Raw genomic sequence first — 20,070 nt, forward strand, 5'->3', positions numbered from 1 at the left:
GGCACGCGATTGCAGTTCCGAAGTGACCGGCCTTTGCAGGACTTATCTGAAAGTCAGGGGGAATATCAGAGCTGCAGGATCAGCGTTTTCAGCGGAGGTTGCTGATCCATCGACGGAAAATCCCCACCCGGCTTCATCACGGTCCACTCGCGCACCGGTCGCCCGGCCTTCTCTGCGCAGCGCAACACCTGTTCGCGCCAGTCGTCCATGCTGACCTTTGCCAGGTTGTTGCAGCAGATCAGCACGCCGTTGTCGGCGGTGGTCAGCAGTGCGGGTTTGAGCAGGCTCTGGTAGTCGCGCAGCAGGTCGACGGTGCCGAAAGCGCTCTTGGCCCAGGCGGGTGGGTCGAGCAGCACCAGGTCGTACTGACGCTGTTCCAAACGCTGGTAGCTCGGCAGTTTCTGCCCGCGCCGCTGACTGATCGGCAGGCCCGCCAACTGGCGGATCGCCGGGAAGTAATCGGACTGGATGAACTCCATGGCAGGCAATTGTGGATTGAGCAGTCCGTTCTCACGGCCGACCGCCAGGTTGCCCTCGGCGAAGTCCAGGTTGCACACCTCACGGGCGCCACCGGCCGCAGCACTCAGGCCGACGCCACAGGTGTAGGCAAACAGGTTGATCACGCTTTTGTCTTGGCTGTGCGCCTTGACCCAGCCGCGGGTGTTGCGCAGGTCGAGGAACAGCAGCGGGTCTTGACCGGCATGACGCCCGCGAACCCGATAGTTCAGGCCCCATTCGTGGCCGACCAGATCCGCCAGCGCGGCTTCATCGGCACGGTAGACCGTGTCTTCGCGGTCGATGCGCGAATTGCCCCGGGAGCGGTCGTTGTAGACCAGCAGGGTGTCGAGGCCCAGATGCTGATTGATTGCCTCGTGCAATTGCAGCAGCGCATCGCGTTCCAGCGCCTGGTGAAAGCTTTGCACCAGCAGTTGCGGACCGTAGCGGTCGACGGTCAGGCCGCCGGCGCCTTCCTGGCTGCCGTGGAACAGGCGATAGCAATCGGTGCCTTGCTGATGCAGTTCGGCAAGCAGGTCCTGGCGATGTTCTAGGGCGGCGCGCAGCGCCTGATTCAAGGAAGACATGCTGGGCGCCTTGCAGGAGGGAATTTGGCGCGGGAGTTTAACAGCTTGGCGCCATACCGAGGTGCTGCCTTCGCGAGCAGGGATTTTGTGTTCGACACCGATCAAAGGTGGGAGCGAGCCTGCTCGCGAAGCTTTTAGCTTTTCAGGTGAGCAACCCCATCCGCCGCTTAGCCCGCTGCACCGAGCCATTACGCACTGCCCAGCGCAGCATCGGCGCACTGCGATTGACGCTGGCGCGGATCAGTTTGCGTTGCAACGGGTTCTGGCTGACGCCCAGCATGTCACTGGCCCAGTCCGGCAACAGATCGATCCCGGCCTGCATCATCAGCCCACCAAAAGGCTTGGCCAGACGGCTGGGCGATGGTGCATTCAACAACAGTCGCAAGACTTCGCGGCTGCGCTCGTCGCACAGCAACTGTGGGCGAATGCGCTCAAGGTAATCAGCGATTTGTTGTCGCGAGCGGGGCACGTCACGGGCGCCCAGTCGTTCGGCGATCATTGCGATTTCTTCGTAGTAACGGTCCTGGTCGGCCAGTGACAGATGCGGATTGCGATAACGCAAATGCGCGGCGAGGAAGTTGCTGACCTCGGCCACGTGCACCCAGGTCAGAAGGTCCGGATCGCTGGCCGCATAGGGGCGCCCGTCCGGCGCGGTGCCGGTCACTTGCAGATGGATGGTGCGGACTTTCTCGATCAGCCAGTCGGCGTCTTTTCGTGAGCCAAACGTGGTGCCGGAGATGAACTGCCCGGTGCGGCGCAGTCGGCCGAGCATGTCCTCGCGGAAATTCGAATGGTCCCAGACACCGGCCAGGGCCAGCGGATGCAAGGCTTGCAGCATCAGGGCACTGATGCCGCCGATGAGCATGCTGCTGAAGTCGCCATGCACTTGCCAGCTCACCGAGTCGGGGCCGAACAGGCCCGGGTCGCCCTTGGGGTTTTCCAGGTCGAGCTTGCCGAGGGACAGACCGGTCAGGCTCATGACTTGGGTTTCGATGCGGGTGCGGATAAATTCCATGGCGACTCAGTGGCGAAAATGAAACGCGGCCATGGCTGGCCGCGTCGGGCTTATTGGTTCAGGCGTTTATCGACCAGGTCCTGAACAACGCTCGGGTCGGCCAGGGTCGACGTGTCACCCAGGGTGTCCAGTTCGTTGCAGGCGATCTTGCGCAGGATACGCCGCATGATCTTGCCCGAGCGGGTTTTCGGCAAGGCCGGGGCCCATTGGATCAAGTCCGGTTTGGCGAAGCTGCCGATTTCCTTGCTGACGTGGGCCAGCAGTTCTTTCTTCAACTCGTCGTTGGGCTCGGTGCCGTTCATGGGCGTGACGAAGGCGTAGATGCCCTGGCCCTTGAGATCGTGGGGGTAACCGACCACGGCGGCTTCGGCAATGCTGTCATGCAGCACCAGGGCACTTTCCACTTCGGCGGTGCCGATGCGGTGTCCGGAGACGTTGATCACGTCGTCGATGCGCCCGGTGATCCAGTAGTCGCCGTCCTCATCGCGTCGCGCGCCGTCGCCGGTGAAGTAATAACCGGGGTAGGGTTTGAAGTAGGTGTCGACCATCCGTTGCGGGTCGCCGTAGACGCTGCGGATCTGCGCTGGCCAGCTGGATTTGATCGCCAGCACGCCGCTGCCTGCGCCTTTGATTTCCTTGCCCGTCTCATCGAGCAACACCGGTTGCACACCGAACATGGGTTGCGTGGCGCAGCCCGGTTTGATCCGTTGTGCGCTGACCAGCGGGCTGAGCATGATGCCGCCGGTTTCAGTCTGCCACCAGGTATCGACAATCGGGCAACGCTGTTCGCCGACCGCATTGAAGTACCAATCCCACGCTTCCGGGTTGATCGGCTCACCGACGCTGCCGAGTAATCTGAGGCTGGCGCGGGACGTTTCCTTCAACGGTTCCGGGCCTTCGCGCATCAGCGAACGCAACGCTGTTGGTGCGGTGTAGAAAATGTTCACGTGGTGCTTGTCGATGACCTGCCAGAACCGCGAGCTGGTCGGGTAACTCGGCACGCCTTCAAAGATCAGCGTGGTCGCGCCATTGGCCAGCGGGCCGTAGACGATGTAGCTGTGGCCGGTGACCCAGCCGACATCGGCGGTGCACCAGAACACTTCGTTTTCACGGTAGTCGAGCACGTACTTGAAGGTCATCGCCGCTTGCAGCAGATAACCGCCGGTGGTGTGCAACACGCCTTTGGGCTTGCCGGTGCTGCCTGAGGTGTAGAGGATGAACAGCGGGTCTTCGGCGTCCATCGGCTCCGGCGGGCAATCGTCGCTGACGTCGCGCAACGCCTGGTGATACCAGAGGTCGCGGCCTTCAACCCAATTCACTTTGCCTTGCGTGCGCTCGACCACGATGACGGTGCTGACATTCGGACAACTCTCCAGCGCTTTGTCGACTTTCTCTTTGAGCGGTACGAATTTGCCACCGCGCACGCCTTCATCGGCGGTGATCACGGTGCGGCAATCGGCATCGAGAATCCGGTCGCGCACCGAGTCCGGGGAAAAACCGCCGAAGACCACCGAATGCACCGCGCCGATTCGCGTGCAGGCGAGCATGGCGTAAGCGGCTTCAGGGATCATCGGCATGTAGATGCAGACGCGGTCGCCTTTCTTCACGCCACGGCTTTTGAGCACGTTGGCCAGGCGACAGACGTTGTGGTGGAGTTTTTTGTAGGTGATCTGTGCGGATTCGGCGGGATCGTCGCCTTCCCAGATAATTGCGATTTGATCGCCGCGCTGTTCCAGATGACGGTCGATGCAGTTGTAACTGACGTTCAGCTTGCCGCCGGCAAACCAGCTGGCTTCACCGGTTTTCAGGTTATAGCGCTGAACGGTGTCCCACGGCGTGCTCCAGTCGAGAAAGCGCGAGGCTTGTTCGGCCCAGAAAGTGGTGGGGTGCTCGATGGATTCGCGGTACAGGCGGTGATAGTCGTCTTGACTCAAATGCGCAGCCCGGCGGACGGCATCGGCTTTGGGGAACGTGCTGATATCGAACATGACGGTTCCTTATTCTTGTTTTGTGACAAGAGGGGAGGTGCGCGACCCTCGTAGGAGCCGGCTTGCTGGCGAAAGCAGCGTATCAGTCGACAAAAATGTTGAATGACACACCGCTTTCGCCAGCAAGCCGGCTCCTACAAGGTTAGTACCCCCGCAGGAATTGCGTCAGATCAACCGCGGTGACGGCCGCGGAAGTAGTTGATCAAGCCTTGGGTCGAAGCATCGTCAGCCGGGGTTTCTTCGCTGCCGACCAGACGGTTGTAGACGCCTTTGCCCAGCTCTTTGCCCAGCTCCACGCCCCACTGATCGAAGGCGTTGATGCCCCAGATCACGCTTTGCACGAAGACTTTGTGTTCGTACATCGCCACCAGTGCGCCGAGGCGACGCGGGCTGATGCGTTCGACCACCAGTGTGTTGCTCGGACGGTTGCCCGGGATCACCTTGTGCGGCGCAAGTTTGTGCACGTCTTCTTCGCTCATGCCTTTGTCACGCAGTTCGGCTTCAGCTTCGGCAAGGGTCTTGCCGAGCATCAGCGCCTGACTCTGCGACAGGCAGTTGGCGTACAGCCACTGGTGGTGGTCGGACACCGGGTTGAAGCTGACGATCGGCACGATGAAGTCGGCCGGGATCAGTTGGGTGCCCTGGTGCAGCAACTGGTGATAGGCGTGTTGACCGTTGCAACCGACGCCGCCCCAGATCACGGGACCTGTGTCGGTGGACACCGGGGTGCCGTCCTGACGCACGCTCTTGCCGTTGGATTCCATGTCCAGCTGTTGCAAGTGCTTGGTGATGTTGCGCAGGTAGTGGTCGTACGGCAGGATCGCGTGGCTTTGCGCGCCCCAGAAGTTGCCGTACCACACGCCGAGCAGGGCCAGCAGCACTGGCATGTTCTGTTCGAACGGCGCGGTCTGGAAATGCTGGTCCATGGTGTAGGCACCGGACAGCAGTTCCTTGAAGTTCGACATGCCGATGGCCAGGGCAATCGGCAAACCGATGGCCGACCACAGCGAGTAACGACCGCCGACCCAGTCCCACATCGGGAAGATGTTTTCTTCACGAATGCCGAACGCCACGGCTGCCGCGTTGTTGCTCGATACGGCGATGAAGTGACGATACAGCTCGGCTTCCGAACCGCCCTGAGCCAGGTACCAGGCGCGAGCGGCCTGGGCATTCTTCAGGGTTTCGAGGGTGTTGAAAGACTTCGACGACACGATGAACAGCGTGGTTTCAGCGCGCAACTTCTGGGTCAGCTCGTGGAACTCGCTGCCGTCGATGTTCGCCAGGTAGTGGCAGCGCACGCCTTTCTGGGCGTAGGACAGCAGCGCTTCGGACACCAGTTCCGGGCCGAGGAACGAGCCACCGATGCCGATGTTCACCACGTCGGTGATCGGCTTCTCGGTGTAACCGCGCCACAAACCGTCGTGGATGCGGCCCACGAGGTCGGTGATCTGGTTCAGCACTTTGTGTACTTCCGGCATCACGTTGACACCGTTGACCGACAGCTTGTCGCCCACCGGGCGGCGCAGTGCGGTGTGCAGGGCCGGACGGCCTTCGGAGGCGTTGACGATTTCGCCTTCGAACAGCGACTTGATCGCGCCCTTGAGGTCGACTTCATTGGCCAGGCCCACCAGCAGGTTGCGGGTCTCGGCGTTGATCAGGTTCTTCGAGTAATCAAGAAACAGCCCGCAGCTGCTCAGGGTGAATTGGGTAAAGCGCTGCGGGTCGGCATTAAAGGCTTCGCGCATGCTGAAATCCTGCATGGCTTGGCGGTGATCATTCAACGCCTGCCAGGCGGGCAGGGCGGTCACGTCGTGAGGAGTGCGGTAGTACGCCATCGCTGCGGGTTTCCTTTTTACTTGAACGGCTTTTTGATCACTAAAAAATCCCGGAGCGCTGCGGGTCGGCGTCCGGTCAACTGCGTCGACACGATTTCATGGCGCAGGGCGAATACAGTAAACCCCGCGCCTTGATCTGTCTTGACTTTGTCTGACCTGTTTCCGGTACTTTTTTAACATCAAAGTCAGAAGCGGCCGACAAACGGAACAAAGACAGGACTGCGGCTCGATCAGGCGACCTGGACCGGGATGGCATTGCTGGTGTGGCTCAATTCATTGCCCGGTGCCATGTAGAGCATGCGCGGCTTGAAGTTGAGCAGCTCGGCTTCGCTGTAATGAGCGTAAGCGCAGATGATCACGCGGTCACCGACCTTGGCCTTGTGGGCGGCGGCGCCGTTGACCGAGATCATGCGCGAGCCTTCTTCGCCACGGATGGCGTAGGTGGTGAAGCGTTCGCCGTTGTCGACGTTATAGATCTGGATTTGCTCGTATTCGCGGATGCCGGACAAGTCCAGCCATTCGCCGTCGATGGCGCAGGAACCTTCGTAATCAAGTACAGCGTGGGTAACTTCGGCGCGATGCAGCTTGGCCTTGAGCATGATGGCGTGCATGAGTGTTTCCCCAGGTCGGAATCGAACGGCGGGCAGTTTGCCCGAAGGCTTTGGAGGCAGCAATACAGCGTGTGGCCACTGTTTAACCACTGTGGGAGCGAGCCTGCTCGCGAAAGCGGATCAACATTCAACATTGATGTTGGCTGATCCACCGCAATCGCGAGCAGGCTCGCTCCCACAGGGTTTGGTGGTGTTTATGCGAGCGCGTCGAGGTTCAGGTGCAGGTTGTCGATCAACCGCGTAGTGCCCAGGAATGCCGCGACCAGAATCACCAGGTCACGATCTTCCGGTGTCGCCGGGCGCAAGGTCAGCGCATGGCGAATTTCCAGGTAGTCGGTGCGTAATCCTGCCGCTTCGAGCTGCTTGATCTGCGCGTCGATCAGCGCCGGGAAGTCCCGGTCACCCAGTTTGATCGCGTCGGCAATTGAACTCAGGGTGCGATAGACCACCGGTGCCACGGCACGCTGTTCTTCGCTGAGGAAGCCATTGCGCGACGACAGCGCCAGGCCATCGGCCGCACGGACGGTCGGTTCGCCAATGATCTGGACCGGCATGTTCAGGTCATGCACCAGGGACTTGATCACCGCCAGTTGCTGGAAGTCTTTCTGGCCGAAGATCGCCAGGTCCGGCTGGACCATGTTGAACAACTTGCTGACCACCGTCGCCACGCCTTCAAAATGCCCAGGACGGCTGGCGCCGCACAGGCCTTCAGACAGCTGCGGAACGCTGACACGCGTCTGGCCGGCCATGCCGTCCGGATACATTTCTTCAACGGTCGGCGCAAACAGCAGGTGGCAACCGGCCTGGAGCAGTTTCTCCTGGTCGGCGGCGAGGGTGCGCGGGTACTTGTCGAGGTCTTCGCCGGCGCCGAATTGCAGCGGGTTGACGAAAATGCTCGCGACCACGAAATCCACCCGTTGGGTGGCTTTGGTAATCAGCGCAACATGGCCGCTGTGCAGGTTGCCCATGGTCGGCACGAAGCCGATGCGCTTGCCTTCGCTGCGGGCACGGGCCACGGCTGCCCGCAGTTCGCGTACGGTTTTTACGGTGTTCATGCAGAGAATCCGTGTTCGATACCTGGGAAAGTCGCCGCTTTGACTTCAGTCACGTAAGCACTCAGGGCTGCTTGAATGGTGTGCTGGTCGGTCATGAAATTCTTCACGAATTTTGGCACGCGACCGGTAATCGACAAGCCCAGCATGTCGTGCAGGACCAGCACCTGGCCGTCGGTGTCACTGCCGGCGCCAATTCCGATCACCGGAATGCCCACCGCCTGGGTAATTTCCTGAGCCAGTTCGCTTGGCACGCACTCAAGCAGCAACATGGCGGCCCCGGCTTGCTCCAGCGCGATGGCGTCAGCGCGCATTTGTCGTGCCTGGTTCTCGCTGCGACCCTGGACCTTGTAACCGCCCAGAATGTTCACCGATTGCGGCGTCAGGCCCATGTGCGCGCACACCGGGATGCCGCGCTCGGCCAGCAGCCGAATCGAGTCTGCCAGCCACAGTGCGCCTTCAACCTTGACCATGTGCGCACCGGCCTGCATCAACAGGGCGCTGTTGGTCATGGCTTGTTCAGTGGTGGCGTAGGCCATGAACGGCAGGTCGGCAAGGATGAGCGCATCAGTGTTGCCGCGTTTGACGGCTGCGACGTGATAAGCCATTTCGGCCGTCGTCACGGGCAGGGTGCTGTCGTGACCTTGCAAAACCATGCCGAGGGAGTCGCCCACCAGCAGCACTTCGACGCCAGCCTCATTACAGGCGTGGGCGAAGGTCGCGTCATAGCAGGTCAGCATGGTGATTTTTTCACCTTTTTGCTTCAGACCTTGCAGAGTGGTCAGGGTGATGGCTGGCATGAAAAGATCCTCATTCAGGCGCTGTGGAAACTACTGCGAGTAACGCGCGTGATTCTTCGTTAAATACAGGCGCACGGTCTGTTGTCGTGCTTTTACGGCCTGGATTGCGCCCTTCAATGCCGTGTTGGCGGCAGCGGGACGCCTATAGTCGTGAGGAGAACTCGGGAAGTCAATTGCATGTGTTACCGCATTGTTACGACAGGGGTGTTACCGGGGTAACTGATGCGATTCAGCAGCGGATTTTGTGTTCGACACAAAAACAATGTGGGAGCGAGCCTGCTCGCGAATGCGGTGGATCAGTCAACTTTAAGTTCAATGACACACCGCATTCGCGAGCAGGCTCGCTCCCACAGGGGATTTGCGTCAACTTTTGGGGAGGCGTTCCAGGCCGACGAACGGGCAGGCTGCGACTAGATCCTTCAGATTGCGGCCATCGGTCAGGCGCAAATCCGCAGGCGCCAGTTCGGCCAGTGGATACAGGACAAAGGCCCGTTCCTGCAGGTGGTAATGCGGAACCTTGAGGCGCGGCTCATCGATCAGCCGATCGCCAAACAGCACGATGTCCAGATCCAGCGTACGAGGGCCCCAACGCTCAAGGCGCTCGCGACCCTGGCCATTCTCAATGGCTTGCAGCGCATCGAGCAGGTCCAGCGGGGCGAGTGTGCTGTCGAGGGCGGCGACCGCGTTGGTGTAACGCGGTTGGCCGGGTAGCAGTGAATCGCTTTGATAGAAAGCGGACACCCCGACCAGCTCGGTCTGTGGTAATCGCGCCAGCGCTTCGACGGCGCTGCGCAATTGTTCGGCGGGGTCAGCCAGATTGCTGCCCATGCCGATGTAGATGCGTTCCATGGATTACTCGCCCGAGACACTCGGTGCGCCGGCGGCGCGTTTACGCTTGGCGCCACCGCTGCGGCGACGTTTGCGCGGTGCGCCGGTGCCGTCTTCCTTGCCGCTGAGGTCGCGGATCATGTCGCGACGTTCGCTGTCGTTGGCGTCCTGATAATCCGTCCACCATTCGCCCAGGCCATCGGTCTGCTCACCGGCGCTTTCGCGCAGCAGCAGGAAGTCGTAACCGGCACGGAACCGCGGATTCTCCAGCAACAGATCAGCGCGCTTGCCGCTACGGCGTGGCAGACGCTCCTGCATGTCCCAGATTTCGCGGATCGGCATGGTGAAGCGTTTCGGGATGGCGATGCGTTGGCACTGTTCGGCAATCAGCTCGTGAGCCGCTTCCTGCATGGCCGGTATCGGCGGCATGCCGCGTTCTTGCAGGCGCAGCACGCGAGCCGGCAGGGCAGGCCACAACAGGGCGGCAAACAGGAACGCCGGGGTTACCGGTTTGTTCTGCTTGATGCGCAGGTCTGTGTTGACCAGCGCATCGCTGATCAGGGTGTGGGTGTACGTCGGGTTGTATTCCAGCGCCTCGGCACTGGCCGGGAACAGTGGATCGAACAGCTGCAAGTCGACCAGCATCTCGAAGGTGTCCGCGGCGTGGCCGGAGAGGAACAGCTTGAGCACTTCTTCGAACAGGCGGGCCGACGGGATCTCACGCAGCATCGGTGCCAGCTCGCGGATCGGCGCGGCGCTGTGTTTTTCGATACCGAAATTCAGCTTGGCGGCAAAACGCACGGCCCGCAGCATCCGCACCGGGTCTTCCTGGTAGCGCTGTTTCGGGTCGCCAATCAGGCGGATCAGGTGATTGCGGATGTCGTGTACGCCATTGGCGTAATCGAGAATGCGTTCGCTGACCGGATCGTAATACAGGGCATTGATGGTGAAGTCGCGGCGTTGCGCGTCTTCTTCCAAGGTGCCGTAGACGTTATCGCGCAGGATACGCCCGCTTTCATTACGTGAAGACTGGTTGCTGTCTTCTTCCTCGTCGTTTTGCGGGTGATTGGCGCGGAAGGTCGCCACTTCGATGATTTCGCGACCGAAGTGAATATGCACCAGTTTGAATCGGCGACCGATGATCCGCGCATTGCGGAATTCGGCACGCACTTGTTCAGGTGTGGCACTGGTGGCGACGTCGAAATCTTTCGGCGTGATGCCGAGCAGCATGTCACGCACGCAGCCGCCGACCAGGTAAGCCTGGTAACCGGCGTTCTGCAGGCGTTCGACGATATTCACCGCGTAACGGCTGAATTGGGCCTTTTGCAGCGAGTGTTGGCCGCTGTTGAGCACTTCAGGCGTACTGCGAATGTGTTGCGTATGACGCTTGGGAGAACGGAATGACTGGAACAGCTTCTTCAGCATGGGATGCACTGTTTGAAGGAATGTTCGGCCATAACAGAAGAATGACCGCATGATGGGCGGGGATTCTAGCATTTAGTCGAGGGATGGTGTAGGAAGCTGCGCAAGCAGCTGAAGGGGATATCTCTGGCAGGGCTAAACGCCAGAAACTACAAGGGGAGCCGAAGCTCCCCAAGAAGTAGTTGCATGCTCTATTTTTATTATTGGTTTCGGGCTTTTTGTTTTTGTTAAGTGCCCTCGTCATGAAGCTTTTCCTTCATGACCCTCCCAATCGGGAGCCAAGAGCAAACGGATTGCTTTGGTCGCTGTGCTGCAGTGATCTTGCGATCCAACCAGTTCAGGCACTGTCTTAGGACAGTTTTTTATTATTCTCGGCCTGGTCGTGGGGCAAGCCCCAAATACAACGCCTCTCCAAAAGAATCAGTTAGCTGCGCCTCTCGCCGTCTTGTTTTTATTGTGCGTGAGTCGATTCGTCTTATTTTTATTATGTTATGCATTGCTTGTTATTGTTCTTGTACCAAACATATAGCAGGGTGCGTGCCAACTTTTGCGAACCCCAGTAAAACAAGGGGTTAGGTCGGTCGACGGGGTTTTTCCAGGCCCAAAAAAACCGGGGCTTCGTTACCGTAAGCCCCGGCTTCTGTTACGTGAAAAATCTGGGGTAACAGTTTTTTCACGATGTCACGTGTTACCCACACCTCGGACAGGTGACATTCAGCTTTCGCTGGCGACCCCGGTCTTGCGCCGTGGGATGCCCAAGCGCTGACGACGCTCCCACAGGCATTTGCGGCTGACCCCGAGTTTGCGCGCCAGCTCGGTTTCGGTCATGTGGTCCTGATGCTCGAGGACGAAATGCTGGAAGTAGTCTTCCAGTGACAAGTCTTCGGTCGGCTCATGGCTGGAGTTACTGCCATTGCTGCCCTGTTGCGGTGCCAGGCCGATGAACTCGTCCTCTTCCAGGCCGCTCAACTCGATGTCGATACCCAGCAGCTCGGCAGAAATCTCCGGGCTCTCGCACAGGATGACCGCGCGCTCGACAGCGTTTTCCAGCTCGCGAACGTTACCGGGCCAGGAGTAATGACGAATCGCCTGCTCGGCATCCGGGGCGAATTTCAGATCGGTGCGGTTGACCCGCGCGCTCTGTCGCGCCAGGAAGGCATTGGCGATTTCGTTGACGTCAGCACCACGTTCACGCAAGGCCGGCAGTTTCAGGGCGATTACATGGAGGCGGTAATACAAGTCTTCACGGAACTGGCCGATTTTTGCCAGGCTCTTGAGGTCCCGGTGCGTCGCGGCGATCAACCGAACGTCGACCTTCTGCGATTGCACCGAACCCACCCGGCGAATTTCGCCTTCCTGCAATACGCGCAGCAAACGGGCCTGGGCTTCCAGAGGCAGTTCGCCGATCTCGTCAAGGAACAGGGTGCCACCGTCCGCTGCTTCCACCAGACCGGCACGCCCGGCGCTGGCGCCGGTGAACGCGCCTTTTTCGTGACCGAACAGCTCGGACTCGATCAGGCTTTCCGGAATGGCCGCGCAGTTCACCGAAATCATCGGCGCCTTGGCGCGCTTGGACAGGTTGTGAAGGGCACGCGCCACCAGTTCTTTACCGGTGCCGGATTCGCCCTGGATCAACACGTTGGAATCGGTCGGCGCGACTTTACGGATTTTGCTGTAAAGGTCCTGCATCGGCGGGCACGAACCGATGATGCCGATTTCGCCGTTGCTGTTATCGACGCCCGCTTTCGCAGCGCCGTTGGTGGCTTTGCCTACAGGCGCTTCGCCACCGGCCGGCAACGATTGCCGATCACGCAGGATACGGGCGACAGCCTGGAGCATTTCATCGTGATCGAAAGGCTTGGCGATGTAATCCACCGCGCCCATCTTCATCGAGTCGACCGCCGAACGCAGGCTGGCGTAGCTGGTCATGATCAGCACCGGCGTGCCCTGGCCGAGTTTGATCAACTCGGTGCCCGGAGCGCCCGGCAGACGCAGGTCACTGACGATCAGGTCGAACGTGGGAATGGTGAAGCGTTCTTGTGCTTCCTGCACTGAACCGGCTTCGCTGACCTGGTACTGGTTACGTTCCAGCAGGCGGCGCAAGGCGGAGCGGATAATTGTTTCGTCTTCGACGATCAAAATGTGCGGCATTGATTCGATACTCTCGACGGTCTCAGTTCACAGCGGACGTCGCTTCGACATGACGCGGCAAGGTCACCCTGATACGGGTGCCGCGTTGGCTTTGAACATCAGCCGGGCTGTCGATGGTGATTTGTCCATAATGCTCTTCAACGATGGAATAGACCAGTGCAAGGCCCAGACCGGTGCCTTCGCCAGGATCCTTGGTGGTGAAGAAAGGTTCGAACAATCGGTCCATGATGTTCTTCGGAATACCGCTGCCTTCGTCTTCCACGATCAGATCGACCGTGTGTTCGCCGGCTTCGCTTTTCACGCGCACTGCGCTGCCTGGAGGCGAGGCGTCACGGGCGTTTGAGAGCAGGTTGATCAGTACTTGGGCGAGTCGCTGCGGATCGCCTTCGACCCAGTGATCGGGGTCGCACAGATTATAGAACTGCACTTCGAAATTGCGTCGGTTCAGGGCCAGCAAACCGATGGCATCCTGCGCCACTTCGGCCAGACAGACGGGCTCATCGCTGTGCTGGTGACTGCCGGCGTGGGCGAAGCTCATCAGCGACTGGACGATGCGCGATACGCGCTTGGTCTGCTCGAGAATCTGCCCGCTGATTTCCTTCAACTCGCCATCGTCTTCGCGTTCTTCGCGCAGGTTCTGCGCCAGGCAGGCGATGCCGGTGATCGGGTTGCCGATTTCATGGGCCACACCTGCCGCGAGTCGACCGATGCTGGCCAGACGCTCGGAGTGCACCAGTTTGTCTTCGAGCATCTGGGTTTCGGTCAGGTCTTCCACCAGTAACACCAGGCCGCTGTTACCCGGTGCGAGCGGTTCATCGATCGCCGCTTTGTGCAGGTTCAGCCAGCGGGTCTGGCCGTCGAGGGCCAGGTGCTGTTTGTGCAAATGCTCATCCGGCAGATTGATAAAGCCTTGCAGCAGTTCTTTCCACGGATCGGCAATGGTGCTCAGGCGCGAACCCACAACACGTTGCGCGGCAATCCCGGTCAACTCCTCCATGGCTTTGTTCCACATGAGGATTTCCTGATCCTTGGCCAGTGAGCAGACGCCCATTGGCAGTTCCTGCAAGGTCTGGCGGTGATAGCGGCGCAGGGCATCGAGTTCGGCGGCCAGGCCGGTCAGGCGCGAGTGGTAATCCTCAAGGCGACTTTCGATGAAGTGAATGTCTTCAGTGACATAGTTTTCGCCGCCGGCCTTATAGGGCAGGAAGGTTTCGACCATGTCCTGCGCCACACTCGGGCCCATCAGGCCTGACAGGTTGGCTTCGATGCGGTCCCGCAAACGGCGCAAGGCGTAAGGCCGGCGCTCGTCGAAGGGCAGATAGAGATCACGCAGAGCCTGTTCGACTTCTTTCTGTGCTGCCTTGGCGCCCAAGGGCTTTGCCAGTTGCGTGGCGAATTCCTGAGGCGACGCGGCGTGCAATTCGCGACGTTGCGGGCGACGCACGTTGTCCACGGCACAGGCTTCGGCGGCACTGGCTTCTTCCGGGCTGGCGTTGGTGAACAGCGAGATCAGGGTGAACATCAGCACGTTGGCGGCCAGCGAGGCAATCGCCGCCATGTGCCAACTGGTGTCGTCCAACACGTAGATCATGTTCAACAGCGGGATGTAGAAACCCTGCAGATTGCCAACCAGCGGCAGCAACATCGTTACCAGCCACACCAGGATCCCGGCGAGCAAACCGGCAATGAAGCCGCGGCGGTTGGCGGTCGGCCAGTACAGGACCGAGAGGACACCCGGCAGGAACTGCAGCGTGGCAACAAATGCGACGATGCCCAGATTTGCCAGATCCTGCTCCGCGCCCAGCAGCAGGTAGAAGCCGTAGCCAGCCATGATGATCGCGACGATCAGTGCCCGACGGGTCCACTTCAGCCAGCGGTAGATATTGCCTTCGGCCGGTGGCTGATAGAGCGGCAGCACCAGGTGGTTCAGGGCCATCCCGGACAGTGCCAGGGTGGTGACGATGATCAGGCCACTCGCCGCCGACAGGCCGCCGACGTATGCCAGCAGCGCCAAGGCCTTGCTATTGGCGGCGATGCCGATGCCGAGCGTGAAGTATTCAGGATTGGTGGTAGCACCGAGTTTCAGGCCAGCCCAGAGAATCAGCGGCACCGCCAGGCTCATCAGCAGCAGGAACAGCGGCAGGCCCCAGCTCGCGCTGACCAGCGAGCGCGGGTTGAGGTTTTCGGTAAAGGTCATGTGATACATGTGCGGCATCACAATCGCAGAAGCGAAGAACACCAGCAGCAACGTCCGCCACGGCCCTTCTTGCAGCGGCGTGTGCAGGGCGGCGAGGGCGGTCTGGTTTTGCAGCAGCCACAGTTCCAGCTGTTGCGGGCCGTCGAACACGCCGTACAAGGCATACAGGCCGACGCCGCCGATGGCGATCAGCTTGATCACCGACTCGAAGGCAATGGCGAACACCAGGCCTTCATGTTTCTCGCGGGTCGCGATGTGGCGCGAGCCAAAGAAGATGGTGAACAGGGTTATCAGTGCGCAGAAGCTCAAGGCGACCCGATGCTGCACCGGTTCGCGGGTGAGGATGCCGATGGAGTCGGCGACCGCTTGAATCTGCAAGGCCAGCAGGGGCAGCACACCGATCAGCATGAAAATCGTGGTCAGCGCGCCGGCCCATGTGCTGCGGAACCGGAACGCGAACAGGTCGGCCAGCGACGACAGTTGATAGGTGCGGGTAATTTTCAGGATCGGGTACAGCAACACCGGCGCCAGCAAGAATGCGCCGGAGACCCCGAGGTAGCTGGACAAGAAGCCGTAGCCGTACTGATAGGCCAGGCCCACCGTGCCGTAAAACGCCCAGGCACTGGCGTAAACGCCCAATGACAGGGTGTAGGTCAACGGGTGGCGAATGATCGCCCGGGGAATCATGCCCCGTTCACTGACCCAGGCCACGCCGAACAGCACCGCCAGGTAGGCGGCGCTGATCAGGATCATCTGGGTCAGGCTAAAGCTCATCGGCATCTTTTTGGCTCTGCAGGATGAAGGTCACGACGATCAGAATCAGCCAGAGCAGATAAGGGCGATACCAGGCGCCTGTGGCGTCGATCCACCAATCCATGATGGCCGGGGAAAACAGATAAATCCCCACTACCAGGAGCAGGACCAAGCGATAGATGTACATCCCGGCCTCTCTTTTTTATGCGCGTGCCCGAAAACGTGCGGCGATGGTAACGGATGGGCGCGCCACTGCAAGTGCGATCACTGCAGTTGCGCCTCGGGCAGGTTCAGTGTGCGCGGGATAAGCGACGCATCCCAGTGGGCAATGCCCCAGTTCAACACTTCCCGCGGGCTGGCGTAAGCCAGTTCGGTGCCGGGTTTTTGCCCGAGCGCGCGCAATGCCCGCAGCAACAAAGGCGTCGCCTGATCTTCGGTCAGCGGTGGCGAGCGGTAGGACTTGCCGAGTTTGTTGCCATCGGGCTGGGTAATCAGCGGGATGTGCAGGTAACGCGGTTGCCGCAGGCCGAGCAATTCTTGCAGATAGAGCTGTCGTGGCGTGGAGTCCAGCAGGTCGGCACCGCGCACGATGTCGGTGATGCCTTGCCAGGCATCGTCCAGCACCACGGCCAGTTGATAAGCGTAGAGCCCGTCGCGACGACGAATCACGAAATCGCCGACCTCACGACCCAGATGTTGGCGGTATTCGCCTTGCACGCGGTCGATGAAGTGGTATTCCAGTTCGGGTACGCGCAGGCGAATGGCCGCGTCTTCGGTGTCATGGCCGGCATTGCGGCACAGTCCCGGATAAATACCGTGATACGGCTCCAATTGCTTGCGTGAACACGTGCAGGCGTAAGCGAGGCCGTGATTGAACAGGCGATTGAGCACTTCGGCGTACGCCTCGTGGCGGTCGCTCTGGCGAACCATTTCACCGTCCCACTCGAAACCGTAGCTCTCCAGTGCCTTGAGAATCGCTGCCTGGGCGCCGGGTTCTTCCCGTGGCGGGTCGAGGTCTTCCATGCGCATCAGCCAGCGACCACCCACCGAGCGAGCGTCGAGGTACGAGGCCAGCGCGGCGACCAGCGAACCGAAATGCAAGTGGCCGCTGGGCGTGGGGGCGAAGCGCCCGATGTAGGAGGTGGAAGTCGTGGCGGTCATGGACGATGTTTCATCTCTGGTCGTGCGCGAGCTCCTGTGGGAGCGAGCCTGCTCGCGAAAGCGGTGGGTCAGCCAGTATCAATATTGGACCTGAAGGCCCCATCGCGAGCAGGCTCGCTCCCACAGTTTTTCTGCCGAGGCGAAATTCAGAAACAAAAACGGAGCGTTCGCACGCTCCGTTTTTCGTTCAAGTCGCTGTTACTTGCCGACTTGCTTTTCCTTGATTTCCGCCAGGGTCTTGCAGTCAACGCACATGTCGGCGGTAGGGCGGGCTTCCAGTCGCTTGACGCCGATTTCGACGCCGCAGGACTCGCACCAGCCATATTCTTCGTCTTCGATCAGCTGAAGCGTCTTGTCGATCTTCTTGATCAGCTTGCGCTCGCGGTCGCGGGCACGCAGCTCGAGGCTGAACTCTTCTTCCTGGCTGGCACGGTCTGCCGGGTCCGGGAAGTTGGCCGCTTCGTCCTTCATGTGATCAACCGTACGGTCGACTTCCTGCATCAAGTCCTGTTTCCACTTGTTCAGGATCTTGGTGAAGTGAGCGCGCATGGGCTTGCCCATGTACTCCTCGCCCTTGACTTCTTTGTAGGGTTCGAAGCCGCTGATCGTCGTGGTTTGCTGCTTTGCTTGGGTGGACATGAAATAGACCGCCTCTACTCTTGTAATCCATTGCGCAGGATTGCTCCATCACCGACACCTGCCGGCCCTGCGGCTGCAAGCGGGCGAACTTACCAGATCAAATCGGGGCGCGCTACTCCCGGATGTCGAGGTAGTGGCCCGCGGAGCTTGCAAATCGTTGCAAAGCCTTGCCTGGTGGTGTTGGAGGCCTGATCAAATATTGATTTTAGTCAAACCTGGGGTACTCGTTCGAGTCGTTTATGGCCAGGGTTCTTAGGGGTGTGACCGCTTTAGGTTCTCGCTCGTTCCTGCGCTTGGGTAGAATCGGTTCTTTTCCCGTCGAAGGAAGGCTAATGGCCCAGTCCTACAGTGCTCGCAGTCGTGCGATCGAACCTTTCCATGTCATGGCGCTGCTGGCGCGGGCCAATGAATTGCAGGCCGCTGGCCACGACGTGATCCACCTGGAAATCGGCGAGCCGGACTTCACCACCGCCGAGCCGATCATCCAGGCCGGCCAGGCCGCTTTGACGGCGGGGAAGACCCGTTACACCGCCGCACGGGGCATTCCCGAGTTGCGCGAGGCGATTTCCAGGTTCTATCAGCAACGGTACGGGTTGAACATTGACCCCCAGCGAATCCTCATCACCCCCGGCGGTTCGGGCGCCTTGTTGCTGGCCAGCGCCTTGTTGGTGGACCCGGGCAAACACTGGCTGTTGGCGGATCCGGGCTATCCGTGCAACCGACACTTCCTGCGCCTGGTGGAAGGCGCGGCGCAACTGGTTCCTGTCGGTCCGGACGTGCGTTATCAACTGACCCCTGATCTGGTCGCCCGGCATTGGGACCACGACAGCGTCGGTGCATTGGTGGCGTCCCCGGCCAATCCGACCGGGACGATCCTGACCCGCGACGAACTGGCGGGGCTGTCTGCGGCTATCAAGATTCGTCACGGCCATCTGGTGGTGGACGAGATCTATCACGGCCTGACCTACGGCACCGATGCCGCCAGCGTGCTGGAAGTCGATGACAGTGCGTTCGTGCTGAATAGCTTTTCCAAGTATTTCGGCATGACCGGTTGGCGTCTCGGCTGGCTGGTGGCGCCGGAAGCGGCCGTCGGTGAACTGGAAAAACTTGCGCAAAACCTCTACATCAGCGCGCCGAGTATGGCTCAGCACGCTGCTCTGGCCTGCTTTGAGCCAGCGACCATCAGCATTCTCGAGGAGCGCCGTGCCGAATTTGGTCGTCGTCGCGATTTCCTCCTGCCGGCCCTGCGCGAGTTGGGTTTCGGGATTGCCGTGGAACCGGAAGGCGCATTCTATTTGTACGCCGATATCAGCAAGTTCGGCGGAGATGCCTTCGCGTTCTGCCGGCATTTCCTCGAAACCGAACACGTGGCCATTACCCCTGGGCTGGATTTCGGGCGCTATCAGGCCGGGCACCACGTCCGTTTTGCCTACACCCAAAGCCTGCCGCGCTTGCAGGAAGCGGTCGAGCGCATTGCTCGCGGACTGAAGAGCTGGCAAGGCTGATGCGTTTTCATCCTCCCCTCGAAGAAGGTCGCCTGATCCGTCGTTACAAGCGTTTTCTTGCCGATATCGAAACCGTTAGCGGCGAGTTGCTGACCATTCATTGTCCCAACACCGGCTCGATGCTTAATTGCCAGGTCGAAGGTGGGCAAGTCTGGTTCAGTCGCTCAAACGACCCCAAGCGCAAGTTGCCCGGCACTTGGGAGGTCGGCGAAACCCCGCAAGGGCGCTTGTTTTGCGTGAACACCGCCCGCGCCAACGGGTTGATTGAAGAGGCGCTGCGTGCCGGTGTCATCAGCGAACTGAACGGTTTTACTGAACTGAAGCGCGAAGTTGCCTACGGGCAGGAAAGTAGCCGCATAGACTTTCGCCTGGAATACCCCAGCGGCCCGGCTTATATAGAGGTCAAAAGCGTCACCCTGGGCTTCGACGGGTCGTCGGTGGCCGCGTTTCCCGATGCAGTGACTCAGCGCGGGGCCAAGCATTTGCGCGAGTTGGCGCACCTGGCCCGGGACGGGATTCGTGCGGTGCAGTTGTATTGCGTCAACCTGACCGGCATCGATGCTGTGCGTCCTGCAGAAGAAATCGATTCGGCCTACGCGGCAGCCTTGCGTGAGGCGGTGGCGTGCGGGGTCGAGGTGCTGGCTTATGGCGTGCGTTTGAGCCATGAAGAGATGGTCGTCGACCGACGTCTGGACGTGTTGCTCAACGGTTAAAGGCTGACCCAGAGGCCTTGCGCATCTTCGCGGCAGGGCACGGCGGTCAGGGATTGACCGGCGCAGGGGCCCGAAACGCACTCGCCGTCTTCGATCAGAAACAGTGCGCCGTGGGTGGCGCACTGGATCAGGCTGTTGCTGGGGTCGAGAAAGCTGTCCGGTGTCCATTCCAGGCCGACGCCACGGTGCGGGCAGCGATTGATGTAGACGTAGACCTGGCCGCCCCGGCGTACGGCGAAGAGCTTCTGCCCGTCGATGTCGAAACCGCGACTGCTGGCGTCAGCCAATTCGGCACCTGTACAAAGAAACTTCATGTCT

General features: G+C 60.3%; 17 protein-coding genes. 2 read left to right on the plus strand and 15 right to left on the minus strand.

The features are described from left to right. Positions 1-65: 65 nt before the first annotated feature. The 14 genes from AC07N8_RS27240 to dksA form a co-directional block, all read right to left on the minus strand. The gene (locus AC07N8_RS27240; RefSeq protein ID WP_493146745.1) at positions 66-1,082 is read right to left on the minus strand and encodes a class I SAM-dependent rRNA methyltransferase; all 1,017 of its coding nucleotides are present in this window, start codon (positions 1,080-1,082) and stop codon (positions 66-68) included. A gap of 142 nt (positions 1,083-1,224) precedes the next feature. Continuing rightward, entirely contained in the window at positions 1,225-2,097 is an 873-nt protein-coding gene (locus tag AC07N8_RS27245; RefSeq protein ID WP_483842945.1) for an oxygenase MpaB family protein, read from the minus strand. A gap of 50 nt (positions 2,098-2,147) precedes the next feature. Beyond that, positions 2,148-4,085 carry an acetate--CoA ligase gene (gene acs / locus AC07N8_RS27250; protein ID WP_483842944.1) on the minus strand — a complete coding sequence of 646 codons (1,938 nt, stop codon included), beginning with the start codon at positions 4,083-4,085 and terminating at the stop codon, positions 2,148-2,150. A 170-nt stretch (positions 4,086-4,255) separates the two neighbouring features. Beyond that, positions 4,256-5,920: a glucose-6-phosphate isomerase gene (pgi, locus tag AC07N8_RS27255; RefSeq protein ID WP_493146748.1), complete on the minus strand. Its 1,665-nt coding sequence runs from the start codon at positions 5,918-5,920 to the stop codon at positions 4,256-4,258. 230 nt (positions 5,921-6,150) lie between these two features. Beyond that, positions 6,151-6,531: an aspartate 1-decarboxylase gene (panD, locus tag AC07N8_RS27260; RefSeq protein ID WP_003228271.1), complete on the minus strand. Its 381-nt coding sequence runs from the start codon at positions 6,529-6,531 to the stop codon at positions 6,151-6,153. A 194-nt stretch (positions 6,532-6,725) separates the two neighbouring features. Next, entirely contained in the window at positions 6,726-7,586 is an 861-nt protein-coding gene (gene panC / locus AC07N8_RS27265) for a pantoate--beta-alanine ligase (RefSeq protein WP_493146750.1), read from the minus strand. Then, positions 7,583-8,383 (minus strand): 3-methyl-2-oxobutanoate hydroxymethyltransferase, encoded by an 801-nt coding sequence (panB, locus tag AC07N8_RS27270; RefSeq protein WP_483842941.1) that lies wholly within the window; start codon positions 8,381-8,383, stop codon positions 7,583-7,585. Before panB ends, panC begins: the two co-directional genes overlap by 4 nt. Positions 8,384-8,746: 363 nt before the next feature. Next, on the minus strand, positions 8,747-9,232 hold the full coding sequence (gene folK / locus AC07N8_RS27275; protein WP_493146752.1) for a 2-amino-4-hydroxy-6-hydroxymethyldihydropteridine diphosphokinase: 486 nt from the start codon (positions 9,230-9,232) through the stop codon (positions 8,747-8,749). A 3-nt stretch (positions 9,233-9,235) separates the two neighbouring features. Beyond that, the gene (locus AC07N8_RS27280) at positions 9,236-10,636 is read right to left on the minus strand and encodes a polynucleotide adenylyltransferase PcnB (protein ID WP_170219149.1); all 1,401 of its coding nucleotides are present in this window, start codon (positions 10,634-10,636) and stop codon (positions 9,236-9,238) included. A 711-nt stretch (positions 10,637-11,347) separates the two neighbouring features. Continuing rightward, a complete protein-coding gene (locus AC07N8_RS27285) occupies positions 11,348-12,784 on the minus strand; it encodes a sigma-54-dependent transcriptional regulator (RefSeq protein ID WP_493146754.1) in 1,437 nt (478 codons plus the stop codon). A 22-nt stretch (positions 12,785-12,806) separates the two neighbouring features. Continuing rightward, the gene (locus AC07N8_RS27290) at positions 12,807-15,761 is read right to left on the minus strand and encodes a sensor histidine kinase (protein ID WP_027924152.1); all 2,955 of its coding nucleotides are present in this window, start codon (positions 15,759-15,761) and stop codon (positions 12,807-12,809) included. Then, positions 15,745-15,921 carry a hypothetical protein gene (locus AC07N8_RS27295; RefSeq protein ID WP_003176118.1) on the minus strand — a complete coding sequence of 59 codons (177 nt, stop codon included), beginning with the start codon at positions 15,919-15,921 and terminating at the stop codon, positions 15,745-15,747. Before AC07N8_RS27295 ends, AC07N8_RS27290 begins: the two co-directional genes overlap by 17 nt. Positions 15,922-15,998: 77 nt before the next feature. Beyond that, positions 15,999-16,895: a tRNA glutamyl-Q(34) synthetase GluQRS gene (gene gluQRS, locus AC07N8_RS27300; protein WP_493146756.1), complete on the minus strand. Its 897-nt coding sequence runs from the start codon at positions 16,893-16,895 to the stop codon at positions 15,999-16,001. Positions 16,896-17,093: 198 nt separating this feature from the next. Continuing rightward, entirely contained in the window at positions 17,094-17,534 is a 441-nt protein-coding gene (dksA, locus tag AC07N8_RS27305; RefSeq protein ID WP_027924150.1) for an RNA polymerase-binding protein DksA, read from the minus strand. A gap of 332 nt (positions 17,535-17,866) precedes the next feature. Between dksA and AC07N8_RS27310 the strand changes: the two genes are divergently transcribed. Both AC07N8_RS27310 and sfsA read left to right on the plus strand, forming a co-directional pair. After that, positions 17,867-19,039 carry a pyridoxal phosphate-dependent aminotransferase gene (locus tag AC07N8_RS27310; protein WP_483842937.1) on the plus strand — a complete coding sequence of 391 codons (1,173 nt, stop codon included), beginning with the start codon at positions 17,867-17,869 and terminating at the stop codon, positions 19,037-19,039. Continuing rightward, entirely contained in the window at positions 19,039-19,752 is a 714-nt protein-coding gene (gene sfsA / locus AC07N8_RS27315; protein ID WP_483842936.1) for a DNA/RNA nuclease SfsA, read from the plus strand. Before AC07N8_RS27310 ends, sfsA begins: the two co-directional genes overlap by 1 nt. Here the strand turns inward: sfsA and AC07N8_RS27320 are convergent. Further along, entirely contained in the window at positions 19,749-20,066 is a 318-nt protein-coding gene (locus AC07N8_RS27320; RefSeq protein WP_194940741.1) for a Rieske (2Fe-2S) protein, read from the minus strand. The two genes, sfsA and AC07N8_RS27320, sit on opposite strands and share 4 nt — an antisense overlap. Between the last annotated feature and the right edge of the window lie 4 nt (positions 20,067-20,070).

The sequence above is a fragment of the Pseudomonas sp. GW821-FHT10C09 genome (assembly GCF_059415465.1).

Coding starts and splice junctions, on each gene's coding strand:
- AC07N8_RS27320 (WP_194940741.1), bottom strand. CDS start 20,066: ATGAAGTTTCTTTGTACAGGTGCCGAATTGGCTGACGCCAGCAGTCGC.
- panC (WP_493146750.1), bottom strand. CDS start 7,586: ATGAACACCGTAAAAACCGTACGCGAACTGCGGGCAGCCGTGGCCCGT.
- sfsA (WP_483842936.1), top strand. CDS start 19,039: ATGCGTTTTCATCCTCCCCTCGAAGAAGGTCGCCTGATCCGTCGTTAC.
- AC07N8_RS27285 (WP_493146754.1), bottom strand. CDS start 12,784: ATGCCGCACATTTTGATCGTCGAAGACGAAACAATTATCCGCTCCGCC.
- AC07N8_RS27245 (WP_483842945.1), bottom strand. CDS start 2,097: ATGGAATTTATCCGCACCCGCATCGAAACCCAAGTCATGAGCCTGACC.
- panB (WP_483842941.1), bottom strand. CDS start 8,383: ATGCCAGCCATCACCCTGACCACTCTGCAAGGTCTGAAGCAAAAAGGT.
- panD (WP_003228271.1), bottom strand. CDS start 6,531: ATGCACGCCATCATGCTCAAGGCCAAGCTGCATCGCGCCGAAGTTACC.
- AC07N8_RS27290 (WP_027924152.1), bottom strand. CDS start 15,761: ATGCCGATGAGCTTTAGCCTGACCCAGATGATCCTGATCAGCGCCGCC.
- AC07N8_RS27240 (WP_493146745.1), bottom strand. CDS start 1,082: ATGTCTTCCTTGAATCAGGCGCTGCGCGCCGCCCTAGAACATCGCCAG.
- AC07N8_RS27280 (WP_170219149.1), bottom strand. CDS start 10,636: ATGCTGAAGAAGCTGTTCCAGTCATTCCGTTCTCCCAAGCGTCATACG.
- folK (WP_493146752.1), bottom strand. CDS start 9,232: ATGGAACGCATCTACATCGGCATGGGCAGCAATCTGGCTGACCCCGCC.
- acs (WP_483842944.1), bottom strand. CDS start 4,085: ATGTTCGATATCAGCACGTTCCCCAAAGCCGATGCCGTCCGCCGGGCT.
- AC07N8_RS27295 (WP_003176118.1), bottom strand. CDS start 15,921: ATGTACATCTATCGCTTGGTCCTGCTCCTGGTAGTGGGGATTTATCTG.
- pgi (WP_493146748.1), bottom strand. CDS start 5,920: ATGGCGTACTACCGCACTCCTCACGACGTGACCGCCCTGCCCGCCTGG.
- AC07N8_RS27310 (WP_483842937.1), top strand. CDS start 17,867: ATGGCCCAGTCCTACAGTGCTCGCAGTCGTGCGATCGAACCTTTCCAT.
- gluQRS (WP_493146756.1), bottom strand. CDS start 16,895: ATGACCGCCACGACTTCCACCTCCTACATCGGGCGCTTCGCCCCCACG.
- dksA (WP_027924150.1), bottom strand. CDS start 17,534: ATGTCCACCCAAGCAAAGCAGCAAACCACGACGATCAGCGGCTTCGAA.